The organism is Pseudoalteromonas sp. CH_XMU1449-3, from assembly GCF_037027245.1.
Classification (GTDB): Bacteria; Pseudomonadota; Gammaproteobacteria; order Enterobacterales; family Alteromonadaceae; genus Pseudoalteromonas; species Pseudoalteromonas shioyasakiensis.
The window spans coordinates 12,801-30,499 of the sequence record NZ_JAYMDY010000007.1 but is presented as its reverse complement, the minus strand read 5'-3'; the positions used below and the strand labels follow the sequence as shown (position 1 = coordinate 30,499).

Annotated in this window: 20 protein-coding genes; 6 read left to right on the top strand and 14 right to left on the bottom strand. The window is 41.2% G+C overall.

Going from position 1 to position 17,699, the window contains the following annotated elements:
• Positions 1–3: 3 nt before the first annotated feature.
• Both WA256_RS10285 and WA256_RS10280 read right to left on the bottom strand, forming a co-directional pair.
• Positions 4–822, bottom strand: coding sequence for a M23 family metallopeptidase (locus WA256_RS10285; RefSeq protein ID WP_269408647.1), 819 nt, complete (start codon positions 820–822; stop codon positions 4–6).
• Positions 815–1,672: a 6-carboxytetrahydropterin synthase gene (locus WA256_RS10280; RefSeq protein WP_062564414.1), complete on the bottom strand. Its 858-nt coding sequence runs from the start codon at positions 1,670–1,672 to the stop codon at positions 815–817. Before WA256_RS10280 ends, WA256_RS10285 begins: the two co-directional genes overlap by 8 nt.
• A 207-nt stretch (positions 1,673–1,879) precedes the next feature.
• Between WA256_RS10280 and fabA the strand changes: the two genes are divergently transcribed.
• Positions 1,880–2,395, top strand: coding sequence for a bifunctional 3-hydroxydecanoyl-ACP dehydratase/trans-2-decenoyl-ACP isomerase (gene fabA, locus WA256_RS10275; RefSeq protein ID WP_054553819.1), 516 nt, complete (start codon positions 1,880–1,882; stop codon positions 2,393–2,395).
• A gap of 78 nt (positions 2,396–2,473) precedes the next feature.
• On the opposite strand, the gene rmf is transcribed toward fabA, so the two are convergent.
• On the bottom strand, positions 2,474–2,644 hold the full coding sequence (rmf, locus tag WA256_RS10270; RefSeq protein ID WP_036968408.1) for a ribosome modulation factor: 171 nt from the start codon (positions 2,642–2,644) through the stop codon (positions 2,474–2,476).
• Positions 2,645–3,018: 374 nt separating this feature from the next.
• Between rmf and acuR the strand changes: the two genes are divergently transcribed.
• The 4 genes from acuR (at position 3,019) to gloA (ending at position 5,981) form a co-directional block, all read left to right on the top strand.
• Complete coding sequence (gene acuR / locus WA256_RS10265; RefSeq protein WP_055021350.1) at positions 3,019–3,651, top strand: acrylate utilization transcriptional regulator AcuR; 633 nt, start codon at positions 3,019–3,021, stop codon at positions 3,649–3,651.
• 61 nt (positions 3,652–3,712) lie between these two features.
• The gene (gene acuI, locus WA256_RS10260) at positions 3,713–4,705 is read left to right on the top strand and encodes an acrylyl-CoA reductase (NADPH) (RefSeq protein WP_335991032.1); all 993 of its coding nucleotides are present in this window, start codon (positions 3,713–3,715) and stop codon (positions 4,703–4,705) included.
• 90 nt (positions 4,706–4,795) lie between these two features.
• Complete coding sequence (locus WA256_RS10255) at positions 4,796–5,212, top strand: VF530 family DNA-binding protein (protein ID WP_055021352.1); 417 nt, start codon at positions 4,796–4,798, stop codon at positions 5,210–5,212.
• 238 nt (positions 5,213–5,450) lie between these two features.
• Positions 5,451–5,981 carry a lactoylglutathione lyase gene (gene gloA / locus WA256_RS10250; protein WP_335991028.1) on the top strand — a complete coding sequence of 177 codons (531 nt, stop codon included), beginning with the start codon at positions 5,451–5,453 and terminating at the stop codon, positions 5,979–5,981.
• A gap of 73 nt (positions 5,982–6,054) precedes the next feature.
• On the opposite strand, the gene WA256_RS10245 is transcribed toward gloA, so the two are convergent.
• The 11 genes from WA256_RS10245 to WA256_RS10195 form a co-directional block, all read right to left on the bottom strand.
• Positions 6,055–6,267, bottom strand: coding sequence for a CPXCG motif-containing cysteine-rich protein (locus WA256_RS10245; RefSeq protein ID WP_253108750.1), 213 nt, complete (start codon positions 6,265–6,267; stop codon positions 6,055–6,057).
• Between the two features lie 67 nt (positions 6,268–6,334).
• Positions 6,335–6,754 carry a DUF6678 family protein gene (locus tag WA256_RS10240; RefSeq protein WP_253108752.1) on the bottom strand — a complete coding sequence of 140 codons (420 nt, stop codon included), beginning with the start codon at positions 6,752–6,754 and terminating at the stop codon, positions 6,335–6,337.
• An 11-nt stretch (positions 6,755–6,765) separates the two neighbouring features.
• A complete protein-coding gene (locus tag WA256_RS10235; RefSeq protein WP_335991024.1) occupies positions 6,766–8,589 on the bottom strand; it encodes a protein kinase domain-containing protein in 1,824 nt (607 codons plus the stop codon).
• Positions 8,590–8,644: 55 nt separating this feature from the next.
• Positions 8,645–9,133, bottom strand: coding sequence for a hypothetical protein (locus WA256_RS10230; RefSeq protein ID WP_062564421.1), 489 nt, complete (start codon positions 9,131–9,133; stop codon positions 8,645–8,647).
• Positions 9,134–9,241: 108 nt separating this feature from the next.
• Positions 9,242–10,003: an SDR family oxidoreductase gene (locus tag WA256_RS10225; protein ID WP_062564422.1), complete on the bottom strand. Its 762-nt coding sequence runs from the start codon at positions 10,001–10,003 to the stop codon at positions 9,242–9,244.
• 9 nt (positions 10,004–10,012) lie between these two features.
• Positions 10,013–10,903 carry a 3-hydroxyisobutyrate dehydrogenase gene (mmsB, locus tag WA256_RS10220; protein WP_335991019.1) on the bottom strand — a complete coding sequence of 297 codons (891 nt, stop codon included), beginning with the start codon at positions 10,901–10,903 and terminating at the stop codon, positions 10,013–10,015.
• Positions 10,904–10,920: 17 nt separating this feature from the next.
• The gene (locus WA256_RS10215; protein WP_063528917.1) at positions 10,921–12,063 is read right to left on the bottom strand and encodes an enoyl-CoA hydratase/isomerase family protein; all 1,143 of its coding nucleotides are present in this window, start codon (positions 12,061–12,063) and stop codon (positions 10,921–10,923) included.
• Positions 12,063–12,842, bottom strand: coding sequence for an enoyl-CoA hydratase (locus WA256_RS10210; RefSeq protein WP_063528916.1), 780 nt, complete (start codon positions 12,840–12,842; stop codon positions 12,063–12,065). Before WA256_RS10210 ends, WA256_RS10215 begins: the two co-directional genes overlap by 1 nt.
• 10 nt (positions 12,843–12,852) lie before the next feature.
• Positions 12,853–14,010: an acyl-CoA dehydrogenase family protein gene (locus WA256_RS10205; RefSeq protein ID WP_063528915.1), complete on the bottom strand. Its 1,158-nt coding sequence runs from the start codon at positions 14,008–14,010 to the stop codon at positions 12,853–12,855.
• Positions 14,011–14,120: 110 nt separating this feature from the next.
• Positions 14,121–15,611 (bottom strand): CoA-acylating methylmalonate-semialdehyde dehydrogenase, encoded by a 1,491-nt coding sequence (locus tag WA256_RS10200; protein WP_335991011.1) that lies wholly within the window; start codon positions 15,609–15,611, stop codon positions 14,121–14,123.
• Between the two features lie 91 nt (positions 15,612–15,702).
• Positions 15,703–16,884: a thiolase family protein gene (locus WA256_RS10195; RefSeq protein ID WP_335991009.1), complete on the bottom strand. Its 1,182-nt coding sequence runs from the start codon at positions 16,882–16,884 to the stop codon at positions 15,703–15,705.
• 341 nt (positions 16,885–17,225) lie between these two features.
• Here WA256_RS10195 and WA256_RS10190 point away from each other — a divergent pair, with 341 nt between their 5' ends.
• Positions 17,226–17,660, top strand: coding sequence for a MerR family transcriptional regulator (locus WA256_RS10190; RefSeq protein ID WP_036968456.1), 435 nt, complete (start codon positions 17,226–17,228; stop codon positions 17,658–17,660).
• Positions 17,661–17,699: the final 39 nt, after the last annotated feature.

Here is a 17,699-nt window from a genome sequence, read left to right as displayed (position 1 = left end):
TCTCTACTTTTTATTAGCTAATGTGTCTTGCATCATTAGCGCAGGGTCAAGGCGTTCATTTTTCCAATTAAAACGCCAGTCTAAATGAGGGCCAGTTACGCGACCGGTCGCACCGATCTCGGCAATTTTATCGCCACGCTTAATTTCGTCCCCTACTTTTACATCTAATTTGCTTAAATGAATATAAGTAGAGGTAACACCATGGCCATGGTCAAGAATCAAGGTACCACCAGAGTAATATAAGTCAGCATCAGCAAAAACAACTGTGCCGCTCACTGGCGCATACACTGGGCTACCCGTTTTATTGGCAATGTCTAAACCAAAGTGCGGGCGACGAGGCTCACCATTAAAGTAACGCTGGCTACCATAAACACCTGAAATGCGCCCCGTTGCCGGTTTATAAACAGGGTCTAAAAAGTATCTTAAGTCAGAATTAACTTGCCTAGCTTTACGTACAGCTACAGCTTCACGGCTAATACGCTCAGACACTTCTTTAGGTGGCGAAACATATTTTTTTGCTACACCGGTGATTTTATCGATTTTGTAATCACGCTTAGTGATCATAATTGCTTGTTCGTGGCTTACACCAGCACTATCAACCCAAGAAAGGCTATGATTTGTCTTAGCATCACGACCAAAGCCAAACACAAACTCACCATTTGTTGAAAGCTTAAGAGGCTCACCATTAAAGCTGACACTTTTAGCGCCTTCAATTTGGCCTGTTACTAAACCACCTTGAGTTAAATGTCCTTTTAATTCAACAGCACTTGCAGTTAAAGAAGATAATCCTGCAAATGCTGCTATTAATAATCCTTTAAGCATAACTGATTGACCCCTTACCAACCCCTTCGTAAGCGGTAATTTTAACTTCTGAATCAGGGTATTGGTTTTTAACTTGTGAACTTAAGTAGTCTGCAATGCACTCAACCGTAGTATCGCAAGGTAAAATGTCGCAGCGTGATTTGTCTATCGCCATTTCAAAATAACCTTGCTGTGATGTATATGCAAAGCACACATCGTTCTCTTGTGCAGTTACATGCTTGAGCTCTGATTTATTTATTTCATCTTCAGCTGTTGCTAGATAAATGTCTTCCCATTTATCTGCCCACTCTTTTTGTAAGCGAGGCATAGCCATACCATCAAGGCTAATACCAATCTGTGAGCGATGGCCATGAATAATACGCTGACAATTACCATCGTGCTTTTTAAGACCATGGCTGTAATGATAATAAAAACTTTGGCTATGCTCTGGGTATAAATTTATTTCAATCTTTTCGATGTTGCTAGGGAGCTCAGGCATAATAGTTTTAATTAAAAACTCGGTTACCGATTTTTCATCAATAACATCAGCATCGATTAAACAATATGCTTGGTTAGGAGCGCTCATTGCTAAGTGATAATTATCACCAAAGTGACAATCTAGCACGCTGTGATCAGCATGCTGTGTTAGTGAACCGTTTAGAGTGGCTGGCACAGCAAGTTTATGGTCGATACAGTTATCAATAATGCCCTTGATTTGCTTTTTAACTAAACCAAAATCAAGCACCATCGACTCATCATTTAATTGACCGTGCAGAGTTAAATCCACAATCCAGCTCTCGCCAACTGCGCCGCGTTTATTACACAAGTAAGAAAAATCAATCACTGTCAGTGAGTTTACAAAAAGGATCATAAATTTCCTTTAGACTGGTTAAAGAATCACAGCAATTATAATGATTTTTACTTCACAATGCGCGGTTTTATCTCCCTTTATCAGCGACAGTTTAATTAAATGGTCATAAAACAAGCTAAAAATAGCAAATAATTAACTGCTCCGAGTTGTTTAGCGTACAAGTGTACGCTAAAGTACGGAGCAATTTCTAAGCGATGAATGAGAGTTATGGAACCTAAAAACAGCTATACAAAAGAAGAATTGGTCCTTTGCGGTCAAGGTGAAATGTTCGGTGAAGGCAACTGTCGTTTACCAAGTGACAACATGCTAATGATGGACCGCATCATCTCTATCACTGCTGATGGTGGTGAGCACGGTAAAGGTCAAATCGTTGCAGAACTAGATATCAATCCTGATCTTTGGTTCTTTGACTGTCACTTTAAAGGTGACCCAGTAATGCCTGGTTGTCTTGGTCTTGATGCTATGTGGCAATTAGTTGGTTTCTTCCTAGGTTGGTCTGGTGGTCCAGGTCTTGGTCGTGCACTTGGTGTAGGTGAAGTTAAATTCACAGGTCAAATCTTGCCAACAGCTAAAAAAGTAACTTACCGTTTAGACATGAAGCGTGTTATTAAACGTAAATTATTCATGGGTATGGCTGATGGTACTGTAGAAGTAGATGGCCGCGTAATCTATGAAGCAAAAGATCTTAAAGTAGGTCTTTTCCAAGATACATCTGCGTTTTAATCTTTAATTTAAGATACAAAATAGCAGATACAAAAAAGCCCCTAAATGGGGCTTTTTTGCGTAAATAAGGTGCCTATATTAAGTTTTAAACATGTTTCGGTTTTCAATGGCTTCTCGCCAGCCACCTAACCACTCAGATTTAGGGTCGATTTGTTGATAAGGGCATTGTTCTTTGGAACGGCCTGCCAAGCCTGCTTTATAACCTTGAGAATGAGCTCTTTCTAAACGATCTCTTTTCTGTCTCTTCATAGGTAATATCCTCACCTTTTTATATTTATAGATATGTAGCGAAATTGACATCTACATTTAATGAATAGTTAATAAAACTGTTAAATTCAAATAGCAAAAAGCAATTAAATAAATTGACAATAACTAACGTGCTGATGCTCAAATGAATTAACATTTTAAATGACTAAGTGGTCGTACCTCTTCAACTAAAACCATCTATTAATACACTTAAATTCAGCTAAAAACGATACAGCTCTTTTAGCTTCATTATTTGTGACCAAGCCAATTTCGGCAAAGTTCCCAATTAAATTGTAATCATGACAAATTTATGATGATTACAATTTAGTCAATTTAATGCTTGCATATTAAAAACCGATCGGTCTAATATGGTCGGTATGGAAACAAATAACTCTGTGCCAAGCCGTCGTGGCAGGCCACCAAAAATAGCGCGTTCAAATGCAGATACCCGTGCCCTTTTGATTAATACGGGGCTAGCTGTATTAACCGAAAAAGGCTTTAGCGCAACCGGCATTGATTTAATATTAAAATCAGCTCAGGTACCCAAGGGCTCTTTTTATCATTACTTCAAAAGTAAGAATGACTTTGGCTTAGCACTCATTGATGCTTACGACAGCTATTTTCAGGCAAAGTTAAAACGCCACCTAAACAACGATTCAACAACCCCTCTTGAGAGGATTGTGCTATTTGCCAATGACGCCAAACAAGGCATGGCAAAGTTTGAGTTTAAACGTGGCTGCTTAATAGGTAATTTAAACCAAGAAATCAGTCACCTTGATGAGCCTATGATTGACCGCATAAAACAGGCTTACGCCAACTGGCAAGCTTTAATCGAGCAATGCTTAGTTGATGCTAAGAAGCAAAAGCAAATTCCTCAATCATCAGATTGCAAAATGCTTGCTGAGTTCTTTTGGATTGGCTGGGAAGGCGCAGTCATGCGCTCTAAACTTGATAAATCAAGTGAACCGCTTACCCTTTATACAGCACAATTTTTACGCTTAATTTTATAAAGCCGTTTAAATACGGTTTTATTTTAACCATTAAAAGACGATCGGTCTAAAAGGAGTCAACATGACAACATCAGTAAAATCGGTAGTTATCAACAAAGATGATCAAGGCTACCGTGCCGAATACACAGACTTTCCTGTAGAAAGCATCCACCAGCAAGATGTAAATATTGATGTTGACTACAGTACATTGAATTACAAAGATGCCCTAGCCATTACAGGTAAAGGACCTGTGGTAAGAACATTTCCTATGATCCCCGGGATAGACCTTGCAGGCACAGTAACAGACTCTAAAAGCGATGAATTTAAAGTAGGCGATAAAGTTCTGTTAAATGGCTTTGGTGTTGGGGAAAAATACCTAGGTGGTTTGAGTTCAAAAGCGTCTATGAGCGCTGATTGGCTTATCCCCCTCCCTGCTAATTTAACACCAAAACAGGCTATGCAAATTGGTACTGCAGGCTATACGGCAATGCTGAGTATTATCGCTTTAGAAAAACAAGGTATCACACCCCAAAGTGGCGAAATTCTTGTTACCGGTGCTAATGGCGGCGTGGGTAGTTTTGCTATCTATTTGTTAAATAAACTAGGTTTTGATGTAGTTGCGACAACAGGACGAATGAACGAAGCAGATCACCTTGAAAAATTAGGCGCAAAACGCGTTTTACCACGCGAAGAATTCTCAGCACCAGGGAAACCACTCGCTAAAGAGCAATTCGCTGGCGCAATTGATTCCGTGGGTAGCCACACCCTAGCAAATGTATGTGCATCGATTAAATATGATGGTGTTGTAACAGCGTGTGGTTTAGCACAAGGTATGGACTTTCCGGCAACGGTAGCGCCGTTTATCCTTCGTGGCATTAGTCTAATGGGTATAGATAGTGTAATGCGCCCTAAAGCTGACCGAATTGAAGCATGGCAACGTTTAAGCGAATTAGTTGAAGCTCAGTACCTCGATGCTATTTCGCAAGAAATTCCACTTTCTGAAGCCGTTGCAAATGCAGAAGCCTTATTAAAAGGTGAAATTCGCGGCCGTGTAGTGGTCAATTGTAAAGAATAAGCTCGAATATAAACATTCTTAGCAAGTTAGCTATAAAACTAGGGTAAAGGCAATTATACTTACCCTAGTTTTGTAATCCCGGAAAGTCTAATGAGTAATAAAGAAATTTTCAGCAATAACCCACTGCAAGGTGTTGGTATCGAGCAAGTCGTTACAGAGCTTGTCGAGCAATATGGCTGGGAATTACTCCACGCCTATATGCGTTTGAACTGCTTTAAGAATAACCCAGATGTAAAATCTGCGGTTAAGTTTTTACGTAAAACCCAATGGGCACAAGAAAAAGTCGAGAACTTTTATTTGTATCGTCTCAAAAATTTACCACGCCCAGACGATGTAAACTATGAATTACCGCCGCGCGATCGTGTGATCCCTGCTGATCAAAAACCAGGTGAACCTTGTGAGTTAAGTTTTACCGACGCTAAACGTATTCACGCTAAAAAAGAAGCCAAGCAAAAAGCCCGAACCCGTAAGCAACGTTCAAGTGCGAGTAACCCTTGGGGTAATTAAGCTTTAAGTTTTGAGCTATAAGCTGTTAGTTGAAATAAGCCGCCTTTAAGGGCGGTTTTTTATGTGAGTTAGCGAGTTAGCGAGTTAGCGAGTTAGCGAGTTAGCGAGTTAGCGAGTTAGCGAGTTAAGATTTGAAGGGCTATCTAAAGACGTCAATATTATTTGTTATTAATTTAAGGGTAACTTGAATATGTTAGACTGAGTTAATCATCATTAATGTCATTAAAAAAGGATGTGTATGTCTAACTACAACGAATCACCTGAACAAATTGCAAATGCAACGCAAGATTACGTGATGCAACAAACAATGTTGCGCATTAAAGATCCAAAGCCTTCTTTAGATTTCTATCAAAATGTTTTAGGCATGAAGTTACTGGGTAAATATGATTTTCCTAAAATGGAGTTTACGCTGTACTTTTTAGGTTATGAACAAGACATGCCAAAAGGCACCGATAAAGAAAAAGCACAGTGGGTATTTCGCCGCCCTGCTCTTATCGAGCTTACACATAATTGGGGCACAGAAAAAGACGACAATTTTGCTGGTTACCATAGTGGTAATGATGAACCAAAAGGCTTTGGTCATATCGGTATTAGTGTGCCAGATGTATACGCAGCATGCGAGCGTTTTGCAAAATACGATGTTGAGTTTGTCAAAAAACCAGACGATGGCTCGATGAAAGGCCTAGCTTTTATTAAAGACCCTGATGGCTATTGGATAGAAATACTCTCGGCAGAGGGGATCACTGAGATAATTGAAGAGCATAAGTAAAAGCCAATTACCCTAAAACCTGCTATTTAGCAGGTTTTTTATTTAATAAAATAGGAATCTTAAAATCTAACTTTTAAAAATTAGAAAAACCACTACTTTCATCATCACTTGATACTGTAACTGAAAGCTCTTCATCTATACTTTCAAAAACTAAAAAGTTAATTGGCTTACAGCAAACCTGGCAATCCTCAATATATTGCTGATTTACGTCAGCTGGATCCAATAAGATTTCTATTTGCTCACCACAATACGGACAAGTAATCTTTTTCTCTGTTAATTGATTCATCAGCCAGACTCCTTACTATTGTGATCACTTTTAGTGACTTTGTTTAAATACATTCAAGATGTAACTATTAAGATTCATCAAAATGCTCAAAACACTTAGGAAGATATCCCCAAATTCTTATTGTTGTTTTACCTTTATCGTAAGATAAACCTATCTTATCTAAAAGCTCAGTTAAGCTTTCAGAGTGATCAAACTCTTTTATAGAGTGATGCCTTCTGACATCTACTACCTCTTCTATAAAACATAAATCTAGCCACTGAGCACCAATAAAAGGAAATGGTAAATGATAGCACCACTCACAATCCCACTCTGATATATGCCCAGTTACCCATTTTGAACGAAAAGGTGGTTGCCAATTTTTCCATTCTCGCACTTCACAAATGAGCTCATTCCACTTTGTATTGTTTGCAGCTCCTACAAGATTCCGCATTTTAATACATCTTAATGCATCAATTTTGTCTTTCTCATTAGCCGATGCATCAGCCATAGGCAGAAGGCTCATATGTCTAACACTCTTTTTGGATCTCGCGGATAAAACTCATCGGGCTGTTTAGTACACAAATCAAATTCACGGGTATTTTTGTAAGGTAGCTTCATAAAGCCTGCTACACCAACATCGGTAATATTGACTGCGTATTGCATAAGCTTACTCAATAAGCGTTTAAATTCAGGCTCTTTACTGGCATCAAGCAAACGATAGTAATGATGTATTTTCATCCTATCAGGTAAGGCTTCGAAAATGATACAGCCCGTGTGGTGTATTTGGTTTAGCTCAAATACGCACTTTATAACCTTTTTCGGGAGCTGTAGTTGCTCATCAGGGTCTTTACCATCTTCAAAGTAAGAGTGTGGCCTGGTTACGTCTGATGCTTGTACATCCATTACTTCGTAATCAAGCTCAGGTAAATGTTCAAATTTAAACGCACCTGTGCCATCACGCTCGAGCTGAATGGTTTTACGCGCATCAAACAAGCAACATTTAAAGAGACCTTTTTGTTCAATCCCCTGTGCTAACATCACCGTGTTGTTAATCGCATCGGTAAACGCAGTGCCGAGCGTTTCATCATGTAAAATAAGTGAAGACTCAACAAACAGTGAGTTTTCTTTCCAATGAAAACTAAGGCCCCCTACTACTGGGTATTTTGCTAATCGGCTTATTGAGGCCAAAAATGCTTTTTCGGTGTCGCCGGTATCAAATAAAAACTCTTTGTAGTATCTGTCGAGCTGGGCATCGTTTACATCAAGTAATTGTTGATTATGGTCGGCTTGTCTTAAAAATTGTTTACGTGAGCTATAAACCACCGTGTCTGGGTGTTCATCAAACTCACTAAACCAATAAGGAATATACGGGCGAATGACTTTACGGGGCAGCTCAGGGAGGTAAGCTTTAGCCATTGTAGGCATGTTTCGCATAAAATAATCACCTGCGCCATCTCTGGTTGCCTTATCTTTTGAAAGCATACCGTCAATAACCCGGGCAAGCTCCATAGGTAAATTCAGGCTTGTAGCCGGAATCACCGCCGCACCAAACCGGCATGATTGTGCAGAGGCCAGTGCATAAAGGGTTGATGCGACACCTTGTTCATCAAAACGTGGCGATGACTGCCCGCCAGACATTTGCTCATCACCAATAAAATACACATCACCCATGCGTGCATTAGTGGTGCTAATATCAGCAGACATAAGATCCATAAAGTTGCTGGCAACCGGATTACCTTCAGCATCTATTTGTGCGTAAACAGAGCTGCCCCAGTCTACCAATGACAATTTATTGGTTTGTTCATCATAAACAATGTTAGAGGGTTTAATATCGCCATGCACAATTGGCTGAGGGCTTAAGCCATTTTTGTGTTCACGTAAATCTAAAAGCACATTACGTAGTCTAAGAGCCAGCGCCATAACTTTTGCTGCGCTAAAACGCCCCTGTTTGATAGAGATTTTTTCTAAGTCTTCACCTAGAGCGCGCTCCATCATTAAAATGCCTTGCTTTTTAATGCGTTCAAAGGCATAAAATTTTGGCACCAGCGGATTATTAACTTGCGAGAGCATGTACGCTTCGTCTTCTAGACGGTCACGCACACTTTGTGCAAGGGTTATCCGGGAAAACTTAAATACCCAAGGTAGGTTTTCATCATCAACACCGGCAAAAACAAATCCGAATGCACCAGAGCCAATTAATTCAACGTCACTGTAACCAAGCAAAGTAAGCTGTTTAATACAAATATTAAGCCATTGACGGTGCTTTTTAGCATCATGGTGAGACAGTAAATAAACAGACTGTTCTTCATTGATATAAAAATTGCGGATTTGTTTGGGATTCACTGCATCTCTCAAAGTTAAGCGGCTTTTAACCGCTTAATTATTGAATGCTAAACAGTTAATTACAAGGCTTTTGCTCTTCGATGATCCAGCCTTGATCTTTCAGAACCAGTTCTGATACTGCAAAGGTTAAGCAAAAAAAGATAACCAACTCTAATAAGGTAAGAATATCAGCGGCAAAACACCAGCCTAAAACCCCTGCAAATAAAAATGGGATTGCTTTTAAATACCAAGCAATTTGTCGGGTTTTACCATATGTGAGTTGATAACTGTGAACTAGCTCACCCTCACACTCTAATGTAATGGTAGAAGAAAACTTCCTGAATAAAGTCACTGAAATTGTTAATTGGCAGACTTTACCATCAACATTAAACTCATGAACAGATTTAGTTTTAAAGTTACGTGATTCTGCTATTAATTCACTGTCTACTTTCAAAACTTCTTTACCTGAGTAAGCAGAACCCCAGTATTGAATTAAATGTTCACCCAGCTTGAAGTTGGCTTTAATTCCCTTGCTCATTGATACTGTAATGCCATCCGTGTTCATAACAAATCTCCTTATCATTATGAATTTAAAATACTTTAAAAATAAAAAAACGGCAAGCTAGGCTTACCGTTTTGGTACTTTCAATGGGTAAAGGGTTACCATTTCAAACTAAAGGCGGATACCGCCATCAATTTCAACAACACGACCTGTAAAGAAGTCATTCTCTACAATGTATTGTGCTGTTTGAGCAATTTCTTCTGCTTCACCAAAACGACCCACTGGCGTAACCGCCATCATGCGTTGTTTTGCTTCTGGTTTCATTGCATCTGTCATCGCGGTGCGAATAACACCTGGTGCGATTGCACCAACACGGATACCAAAGCGACCTAATTCTTTCGACCAACCTGTTGTCATCGCAACAACACCGGCTTTAGACGCAGCATAGTTTGTTTGGCCAATGTTACCAGCACGGGCAACACTCGACATATTAACAATAACGCCGCCTTTGCCAGACTCAATCATGTGGCTTGCAGCTTCACGACCAGCTAAAAATACGCCTGTTAGGTTCACATCAATAACAGATTGAAATTGAGCCAACGACATTTTATCAACTACTTTGCCTTCTTTTGCTTTGATAAACATACCATCGCGTAAGATACCCGCGTTGTTAATTAACACGCCGATATGGCCAAAGTCTTTGTTGATAGTATTAAACGTTGCTACCACAGCGTCTTCGTCGGTCACATTAGCAGCATACGCCATGACTTTTGTGCCATACTTAGCAAGCGCTGATACTGCAGTATCTAGTACGTCTTGTTGCATATCGATAAGAGCGATGTTCGCACCAAGGGATGCAAATTTCTCGGCCATCGCAAAGCCTAAACCTTGCGCACCACCGGTAATTACGATGTTGTTGTTTTTAATTTCCACAACAATCTCCTACTTCGAGAATAATTTAAAAATAGCGCTAAAATCATCACTACCCGCACCTTGATGCTGAAGCATAGTGTATAGATTCTTCGCCATTGACCCCATTGGGGTAGATGAATTACTTTGCTGAGCCGCTTCCATAGCAAGACCTAAGTCTTTTGCCATTAAATCAACCATAAAGCCCGGTTTATAATCATTACTTGCTGGTGCTGTTTCCATTACACCAGGGCATGGGTTGTAAAGCTCAAGTGTCCAGTTACGACCAGAGCTTGCGCTCATGATGTCACTTAACACTTTTGGATCGAGCCCATTGTTGATGCCCATTTGTAGTGCTTCGCTAGTACCTGCCATTAAAATGCTTAGCAGCATGTTGTTACAGATTTTTGCGACTTGGCCTGCGCCAATATCACCAGCATGGAAGATGTTTTTACCCATATTTACTAAAGCCAGCTTGGCTTTTTCAAAGTGGCTTTGCTCACCACCGACGATAAAGGTTAAAGTACCCGCTGTTGCACCTGCAACACCACCTGATACCGGCGCATCAACAAAATCAATGCCTTTTTGAGCAAGTTCACTACCCACTTGACGCGCTGATTCTGCATCAATGGTTGAGCAGTCAATCACTAAGGTTTTGCTATCAAGTAAGTTAATAAGACCCGTTTCACCTAAGTAAAGCGATTTAACGTGTTTGCTTGCCGGTAGCATACTGATAAAAATATCAGCACCAATGGCACACTCAGCTGCATCGGTAGCAGCAATTGCACCTTTATCGGCAAGCTCATTAACCGCTGCTTTATTTAAGTCAAACACGCGAACTGTATGACCTGCATTGACAAGGTTTGCCGCCATTGGGCCACCCATGTTGCCTAAACCAATAAATCCTATTGTTAATTTAGCCATTTGTTTACCCCTTGGACTTAAGATGACGTTAATGAGTTAAGTGGATGAGATTGCTCATCCCAGCGTGCTGTAAAGAAGCTATCTACAACTGCTTCGTCGATATCGCTAAGCGATTTAAACTGCCAGTTTGGTGCACCGTCTTTGTCGATTAGTAGCGCACGAACTCCTTCTTGGAACTCACCTACTTCGCCACAACGAACTGACATGCCTAGCTCCATTTTGAAGCACTGTGCTAACGTCATCTCTTTTGAATTAGCTAATTGACGTTCAACCAGCGCACAACTAAGCGGACAACCATGCGCTAATGATTTTTGCGCACGATTAAGCCATTTATCTTCTGTTTCTAAAGCTTGAATGTAGTCAATTTTTCCCTGCAATGAATCAAACTCAGCCAGCTTTTGAATAACCCCAAGGTTATCTTTTACATTGCCTTTAGGAACACGGCCTGAAATATTATCAATCGAGATTAAAATGTTTGTCAGCTTTTCGTGGTTTAATGAGGCTGTTTTGCCCCACTTTTCAGTGGTGATAGCCGTTAAAATAGCGTCATATTTATCTGCTGATGCATAGTGATCAGCAAGATTAACAAACAAGGCATCTTCAGCATTGATAGACGCAGCAGTTAACCCTAAGAATAGACCCACTTGCTCAGGCATTTTATGTAAGAAGTAACTGCCGCCCACATCTGGGTATAAACCAATGGTTAGCTCAGGCATTGCAATACGTGATGTTTCGGTTACCACACGGTGACTTGCCCCAGCCATTAAGCCAAGGCCGCCACCCATAACAATGCCATTACCCCAAAGTAATATTGGCTTTTCATAGCAGTGAATTAGGTAGTCTAACTTGTACTCAAGGGTAAAAAAGTCTTCAATGTAGTTAGCAGGCTCACCTGTGCTCATTGCTTTATGTAGGCTTACTACATCGCCACCAGCACAAAATGCTTTTTCACCAGCCCCTTTTAGAATGACCATGGCAACTGCTTCATCGTCAGCCCATTTTCTAAGCTGCGGCTCAAGCAATTGGATCATGTCGTAATTTAAGGCATTTAACGACTTAGGCGCATTGAGTGTCGCAATTGCAATGAGGCCGCTCTCAGCCTCTGCAGTTTCAAACACCACAGGCGCATCTTGATGATTTAGTAGTGTTACATTAGTCATTAGCCATTTACCCAATTTGCTTTACGCTTTTCTAAGAATGCATTCACGCCTTCTTTTTGGTCTTGCGTATCAAACAACTGTACAAACAACTCACGCTCTAATGGCAATGCATGAGACATTGGCTGTGTGCGACCTTTTTGAATAAGCTCTTTACATGCAGTCACAGCAACTGGGCTTTGTTCGCCAACTTGGTTAGCAAGTTTCATTGCCGCCGCTAAACTTTCGCCAGCACCAACCACTTCTTCAACAAGGCCAATTTCGCGTGCTTTGTCTGCTTTTAGGCGCTCGCCACATAAGATCATGCGTTTTGCCCAACCTTCACCAACAAGCCATGCAAGGTTTTGCGTACCGCCAGCACAAGGCAGCAAGCCAACTTTCGCTTCAGGAAGTGCCATTTGAGCTTGCTCTTCAGCAATACGAATATCACAAGCAAGAGCCACTTCCAGACCACCGCCCATGGCATAACCGTTAATTGCCGCAATTGATACACCACGGAAATTTGTTAATGCTTCAAATGCATCACCAAACACTTTTGACATGGTGGCAGCAACGCCTTTATCACCACTAGCAAACACGTTTAAATCGGCACCTGCACTAAAGAACTTTTCACCTTGACCTGTAATCACTAATGCATAGACATTTTTGTTAGCATTTAGCTCAGTCACAGTGTCTTTAAGCGCGGTTAATGTATCTTGTGTCCAGGTATTCGCTGGCGGGTTATTCATGGTTAAAACCGCTACGTTACCTTCAATATTTAAATCAATCGATGGATTAGACATAGGTTGCTCCTTATAGAATGTCGCCAGCTGACTCAGCTAAGATACGACGTGCGATAATCACACGCATGATTTCGTTTGTGCCTTCAAGAATTTGATGCACACGTACGTCTCTGAAATGACGCTCTAATGGGTATTCTTTGATGTAACCGTAACCACCGTGAATTTGTAGTGCGTCGTCACAGACTTTAAAACCAACATCTGTAGCAAAACGTTTTGCCATCGCGCAGTAAGTGGTTTTTTCGCTGTCACCTGTATCTAGTTTAAATGCGGCTAAGCGCACCATTTGACGAGCAGCAACAAGCTCGGTGTTCATATCGGCAATCTTAAATTGCAGTGCTTGGAAAGCAGCTAATGGCTTACCAAACTGCTCACGCTCTTTTAAGTATTCGCGTGCAGTATTAAGAGCTGCTTGAGCTGTACCTATTGAACAAGTTGCAATGTTAATACGACCACCGTCTAAGCCTTGCATTGCAAACTTAAAGCCTTCGCCTTCTTGACCTAGTAAGTTAGCCGCAGGAATTCTGACACCTTCAAAGCTAATTAAACGTGTTGGCTGTGCATTCCAGCCCATTTTTTCTTCAGCTTTACCGTATTCAATACCTGCAGCATCTGCAGGCACAACAAATGCCGAAATACCAGCTGCGCCTTCACCACCAGTGCGAGCCATAACCACAAGTAAATCAGTTTCACCGGCACCCGAAATAAACATTTTAGAGCCTGAGATCACATACTCATCGCCCTCTTTAACTGCTTTGGTTTTTAGTGATGCTGCATCAGAGCCAGAGCCAGGCTCTGTTAAACAGTAAGAAGCAAGTAACTCACCCATTACTAATTGTTCACAGTACTGGGCTTTAACGTCATCAGTACCAAAGCTTGCAATCATCCAGGTTGCCATATTATGAATGGTCAACATAGCGGTGGTTGCTGTACAACCCATGGCAAGCTGCTCAAAGATAATGCTTGAATCTAGGCGAGATAAACCTAAGCCGCCCGCTTCTTCAGGGGTATATAAACCACAAAAGCCTAGCTCACCGGCTGCCTTAATGGTGTCTTTAGGGAAAATGTGCTCTTGGTCCCACTTTGCTGCATGTGGAGCAAGTTCAGACTCTGCAAACTGACGGGCTGTTTCAGCAAACGCTTGCTGATCTTCGGTTAAATTAAAGTCCATAGTAGACCTCTATTTTGTTGTCTTATTCTTGTGTGAATAACGATTATTGTCGTTTAAATGTGTGTTCTTTGAGCGAGCGTGTGCTCGCTCAGCAGTAAATTAATTACGGCTTACTTAAGGTTGATACTCATGTTCGGACCTGAGGCGATATCATCCTCGAACCAACGTGAAGTAATTGTTTTCGTTTCTGTGTAAAAACGAATACCTTGCTTACCGTAGGTGTGTTGGTCACCGTAGAATGAGCCTTTCCAACCTGTGAAAGAGAAAAACGGTAGTGGCACAGGAATTGGCACGTTGATACCAACTTGACCTACTTCGATTTCATGTTGGAATTTACGTGCAGCAGCGCCGCTTGATGTGAATAACGAAGTACCATTACCGTACGGCGAGTTATTGATAAGCTCAATCGCCTCTTCAAGAGTATCTACAAACATACAAGCCAGTACTGGACCAAAGATCTCTTCTTTGTATAAATCCATCTCGGTAGTTACATCAGTAAATAACGTTGGACCAACCCAGTTACCTTGCTCGTAACCTTCAACAGTAAAGTCAGAGCCATCAATTAAACAAGTCGCACCTTGTTCTTTACCACTTGCGATAAGTGATAAAATACGCTCTTTAGCTGCTTTTGATGTTTGTGGGCCGTAAGCCGCGTTAGCATCATCCCATACACCAGGGCGTACGTTTTCAAAGCCTGTTTTAATTTCATCAACCCAGTCTTTTGCTTGACCAACAAACACAGCAACCGAAATACCCATACAACGCTGACCCGCAGCACCTACAGACGCACCTACTAGATTGTTTACAACATGCGATTTACTTGCATCAGGCATAATAACCATGTGGTTTTTTGCACCTACACAAGCTTGTACGCGTTTAAGGTTTGCTGTGCCTTTTGAATAGATATATTCACCTACACCACACGAACCAACAAATGAAATAGCACGTACTGCTGGGTCTTCTAATAAACGGTCAACTTGTGGTTTTGTACCATGAACAACTTGTAACACCCCTTTTGGTGCACCCGCTTCAACAAATAGTTCAGCTAAACGCATCGGTGTTAGTGGATCTTGCTCTGAAGGTTTCAGAATAAAGGTGTTACCACACACAATAGCCAGTGGGAACATCCATAATGGGATCATCGCAGGGAAGTTAAATGGCGTAATACCCGCACATACACCTAGTGGCTGCATGTAAGAGTAAGTATCGATTTTACGCGCTACGTTTTCCATTGTTTCGCCCATCATCAGTGATGGTGCATTGGCTGCTTGCTCAACAACTTCAATACCGCGCCAAACATCGCCTTTGGCGTCTTCAAAAGTTTTACCCAGCTCATGACAAATAATCGTCGCAAGCTCATCATGGTTTTCTTTTAGTAGTGCAGCGTATTTCATCATAATGCGCGCACGCTCAGAAATTGGCACTTCTTTCCATGTTTTAAATGTTTCTTTTGCAGAGGCAATGGCTGCATCCATTTCAGCATCCGTTGCACACGGAACTTGCGCTAACACTTCTTGGTTTGCAGGATTGATAACATCAATCAACTGCGTTGAACTTGATTGGGTAAATTCGCCGTTGATAAATAAAGGTACTTGGTGCATGAGGCACTCCTCCCCAGTGGGTATAAAGAGGCCGCAACATGATAGTTTTTAAAATACGTTGCGGCTGTGAGAGATTAAAATTCGAAAGCGATTAAATAGCTTCAACTGCCATAGCAACAGCTTCACCACCACCGATACACAGTGAGGCAACACCCTTGCTAAGACCACGATTCTTTAATGCATGAATTAAGGTAACTAAGATACGCGCGCCGCTTGCACCAATTGGGTGACCAAGTGCACAGGCACCGCCGTTTACGTTTACTTTGCTTTCATCAAGTTTTAACTCGTTAATTGCAAGCATAGTCACCATGGCAAACGCTTCGTTGATTTCCCATAAATCAACATCATTAACAGACCAACCGGCTTTTTCTAAAAGCGATTGCATTGCGCCAACTGGTGCTAAAGTAAATTCGCTTGGTGCTTGAGAATGTGTGCTGTGAGCAACGATACGACAAAGTGGTGTTAAACCTTGTGCTTTAGCATCTGACTCACGCATTAACACAAGCGCTGCTGCACCATCAGAAATTGATGACGAGTTTGCAGCTGTAATCGTGCCGTCTTTTTTAAATGCAGGACGTAAACCTGGGATTTTATCAGGACGTGCATTGCCTGGTTGCTCATCAATCGCAACGGTCACATCACCTTTACGTGTAGAAATAGTATGCGCGGCAATCTCGTTTGCGAATGCGCCTGTTTCAATCGCACTATTTGCTTTAGTCAGTGAGCTAAGTGCAAAGTTATCCATTTGTTCACGACCAATCGAATATTGATCGGCAGTGTCTTGTGCAAAACAACCCATTGCTTTGTTGTCGTAAGCATCTTCAAGGCCATCACACATCATGTGATCTTTTACTTCGCCATGACCCATACGCATACCTGAACGTGCATTCGGTAACATATAAGGCGCATTACTCATGCTTTCCATACCACCAGCAACAGCGGTGTTTATAGAGCCTGATTTAATTAAGTCATGAGCAAACATTGCAGCCTTTAAGCCAGAGCCACATACTTTGTTGATTGTTGTTGCGCCAGTACCTTGGTTAAGGCCCGCTTTTAACATTGCTTGTCGCGCAGGTGCTTGACCAAGACCTGCAGGTAATACACAGCCCATGATCACTTCGTCAATCTTATCGGCAGATAAACCAGCTTGCTCTAAGCTACTTTTAATAGCTGTAGCACCTAAATCAGTTGCGTGAGCACCACTAAGTGCGCCCATAAAACCACCCATAGGGGTACGTTTTGCGGCAACAATAACAACGGCTTCAGTAGTCATAATTGGCTCCATGTAAGTGGTTATCATCATGTGTTCAAATCATGTGTAACCAAACAGTTAATTTGTTATAGTTTAGTTTCGATTTAATTCAGCATACATAATATTTACGTTTACGCCAACGTAAATCTAAAATCAACTTTTTTGCGGTCGTTAAAACTGTAAACTTATCTGTATTTTGTTGTATGAAAAATCGAACATCTGCTTACAAGGCTAGATAAATAGAGCTTTTCAACAAATCCAACCAGTTATCTTTATAAGTCTAAAGTATAACTCCCAAATCACCCTTTACCTTTACGTAAACTTCACTTATATTGGAGTTATTCGAATGAGGTAAATAAATCATGAAACAAGACAATCAAACAAACTTTGAAAGCGCAGCAGTTGAACCTGCTAGCAATGAGCAAACGTTTAGTATCAGCGAACTAGCAAAAGAATTTGATATTACCACCCGCTCTATCCGCTTTTACGAAGACCAAGGCCTGATATCACCTGAGCGCAATGGTCAAACCCGTATTTATTCAAAACGCGACAAAGTAAGACTAAAACTTATTCTACGCGGTAAACGCTTAGGTTTTACCTTAGCTGAAACGGGTCGTTTGTTTGAACTTTACGATGCTGATAAATCAAGCGCTAAACAGCTAGTGACTATGCTTGACCTTATCGCAGAGAAAAAAGCGGACCTAAGCCAACAAATGGACGACATTAAAGTTGTCCTGATGGAATTGGTTACAGCAGAACGCCGCTGTCGTGAAACCCTTAATAATTTAGACGAATAACCTGACAACAATCTCGTCAACAGACTCTCACAGGAACAC

Bases quoted from the DNA above. Each gene is read 5' to 3' on its own strand.
- acuR (WP_055021350.1), top strand. From the start codon at position 3,019: ATGGAAACAAATAACTCTGTGCCAAGCCGTCGTGGCAGGCCACCAAAA.
- WA256_RS10215 (WP_063528917.1), bottom strand. From the start codon at position 12,063: ATGACTAATGTAACACTACTAAATCATCAAGATGCGCCTGTGGTGTTT.
- WA256_RS10285 (WP_269408647.1), bottom strand. From the start codon at position 822: ATGCTTAAAGGATTATTAATAGCAGCATTTGCAGGATTATCTTCTTTA.
- mmsB (WP_335991019.1), bottom strand. From the start codon at position 10,903: ATGGCTAAATTAACAATAGGATTTATTGGTTTAGGCAACATGGGTGGC.
- WA256_RS10245 (WP_253108750.1), bottom strand. From the start codon at position 6,267: ATGAATCAATTAACAGAGAAAAAGATTACTTGTCCGTATTGTGGTGAG.
- WA256_RS10280 (WP_062564414.1), bottom strand. From the start codon at position 1,672: ATGATCCTTTTTGTAAACTCACTGACAGTGATTGATTTTTCTTACTTG.
- WA256_RS10240 (WP_253108752.1), bottom strand. From the start codon at position 6,754: ATGGCTGATGCATCGGCTAATGAGAAAGACAAAATTGATGCATTAAGA.
- WA256_RS10230 (WP_062564421.1), bottom strand. From the start codon at position 9,133: ATGAACACGGATGGCATTACAGTATCAATGAGCAAGGGAATTAAAGCC.
- WA256_RS10195 (WP_335991009.1), bottom strand. From the start codon at position 16,884: ATGACTACTGAAGCCGTTGTTATTGTTGCCGCAAAACGTACCCCTATG.
- WA256_RS10200 (WP_335991011.1), bottom strand. From the start codon at position 15,611: ATGCACCAAGTACCTTTATTTATCAACGGCGAATTTACCCAATCAAGT.
- WA256_RS10190 (WP_036968456.1), top strand. From the start codon at position 17,226: ATGAAACAAGACAATCAAACAAACTTTGAAAGCGCAGCAGTTGAACCT.
- WA256_RS10210 (WP_063528916.1), bottom strand. From the start codon at position 12,842: ATGTCTAATCCATCGATTGATTTAAATATTGAAGGTAACGTAGCGGTT.
- fabA (WP_054553819.1), top strand. From the start codon at position 1,880: ATGGAACCTAAAAACAGCTATACAAAAGAAGAATTGGTCCTTTGCGGT.
- acuI (WP_335991032.1), top strand. From the start codon at position 3,713: ATGACAACATCAGTAAAATCGGTAGTTATCAACAAAGATGATCAAGGC.
- rmf (WP_036968408.1), bottom strand. From the start codon at position 2,644: ATGAAGAGACAGAAAAGAGATCGTTTAGAAAGAGCTCATTCTCAAGGT.
- gloA (WP_335991028.1), top strand. From the start codon at position 5,451: ATGTCTAACTACAACGAATCACCTGAACAAATTGCAAATGCAACGCAA.
- WA256_RS10255 (WP_055021352.1), top strand. From the start codon at position 4,796: ATGAGTAATAAAGAAATTTTCAGCAATAACCCACTGCAAGGTGTTGGT.
- WA256_RS10205 (WP_063528915.1), bottom strand. From the start codon at position 14,010: ATGGACTTTAATTTAACCGAAGATCAGCAAGCGTTTGCTGAAACAGCC.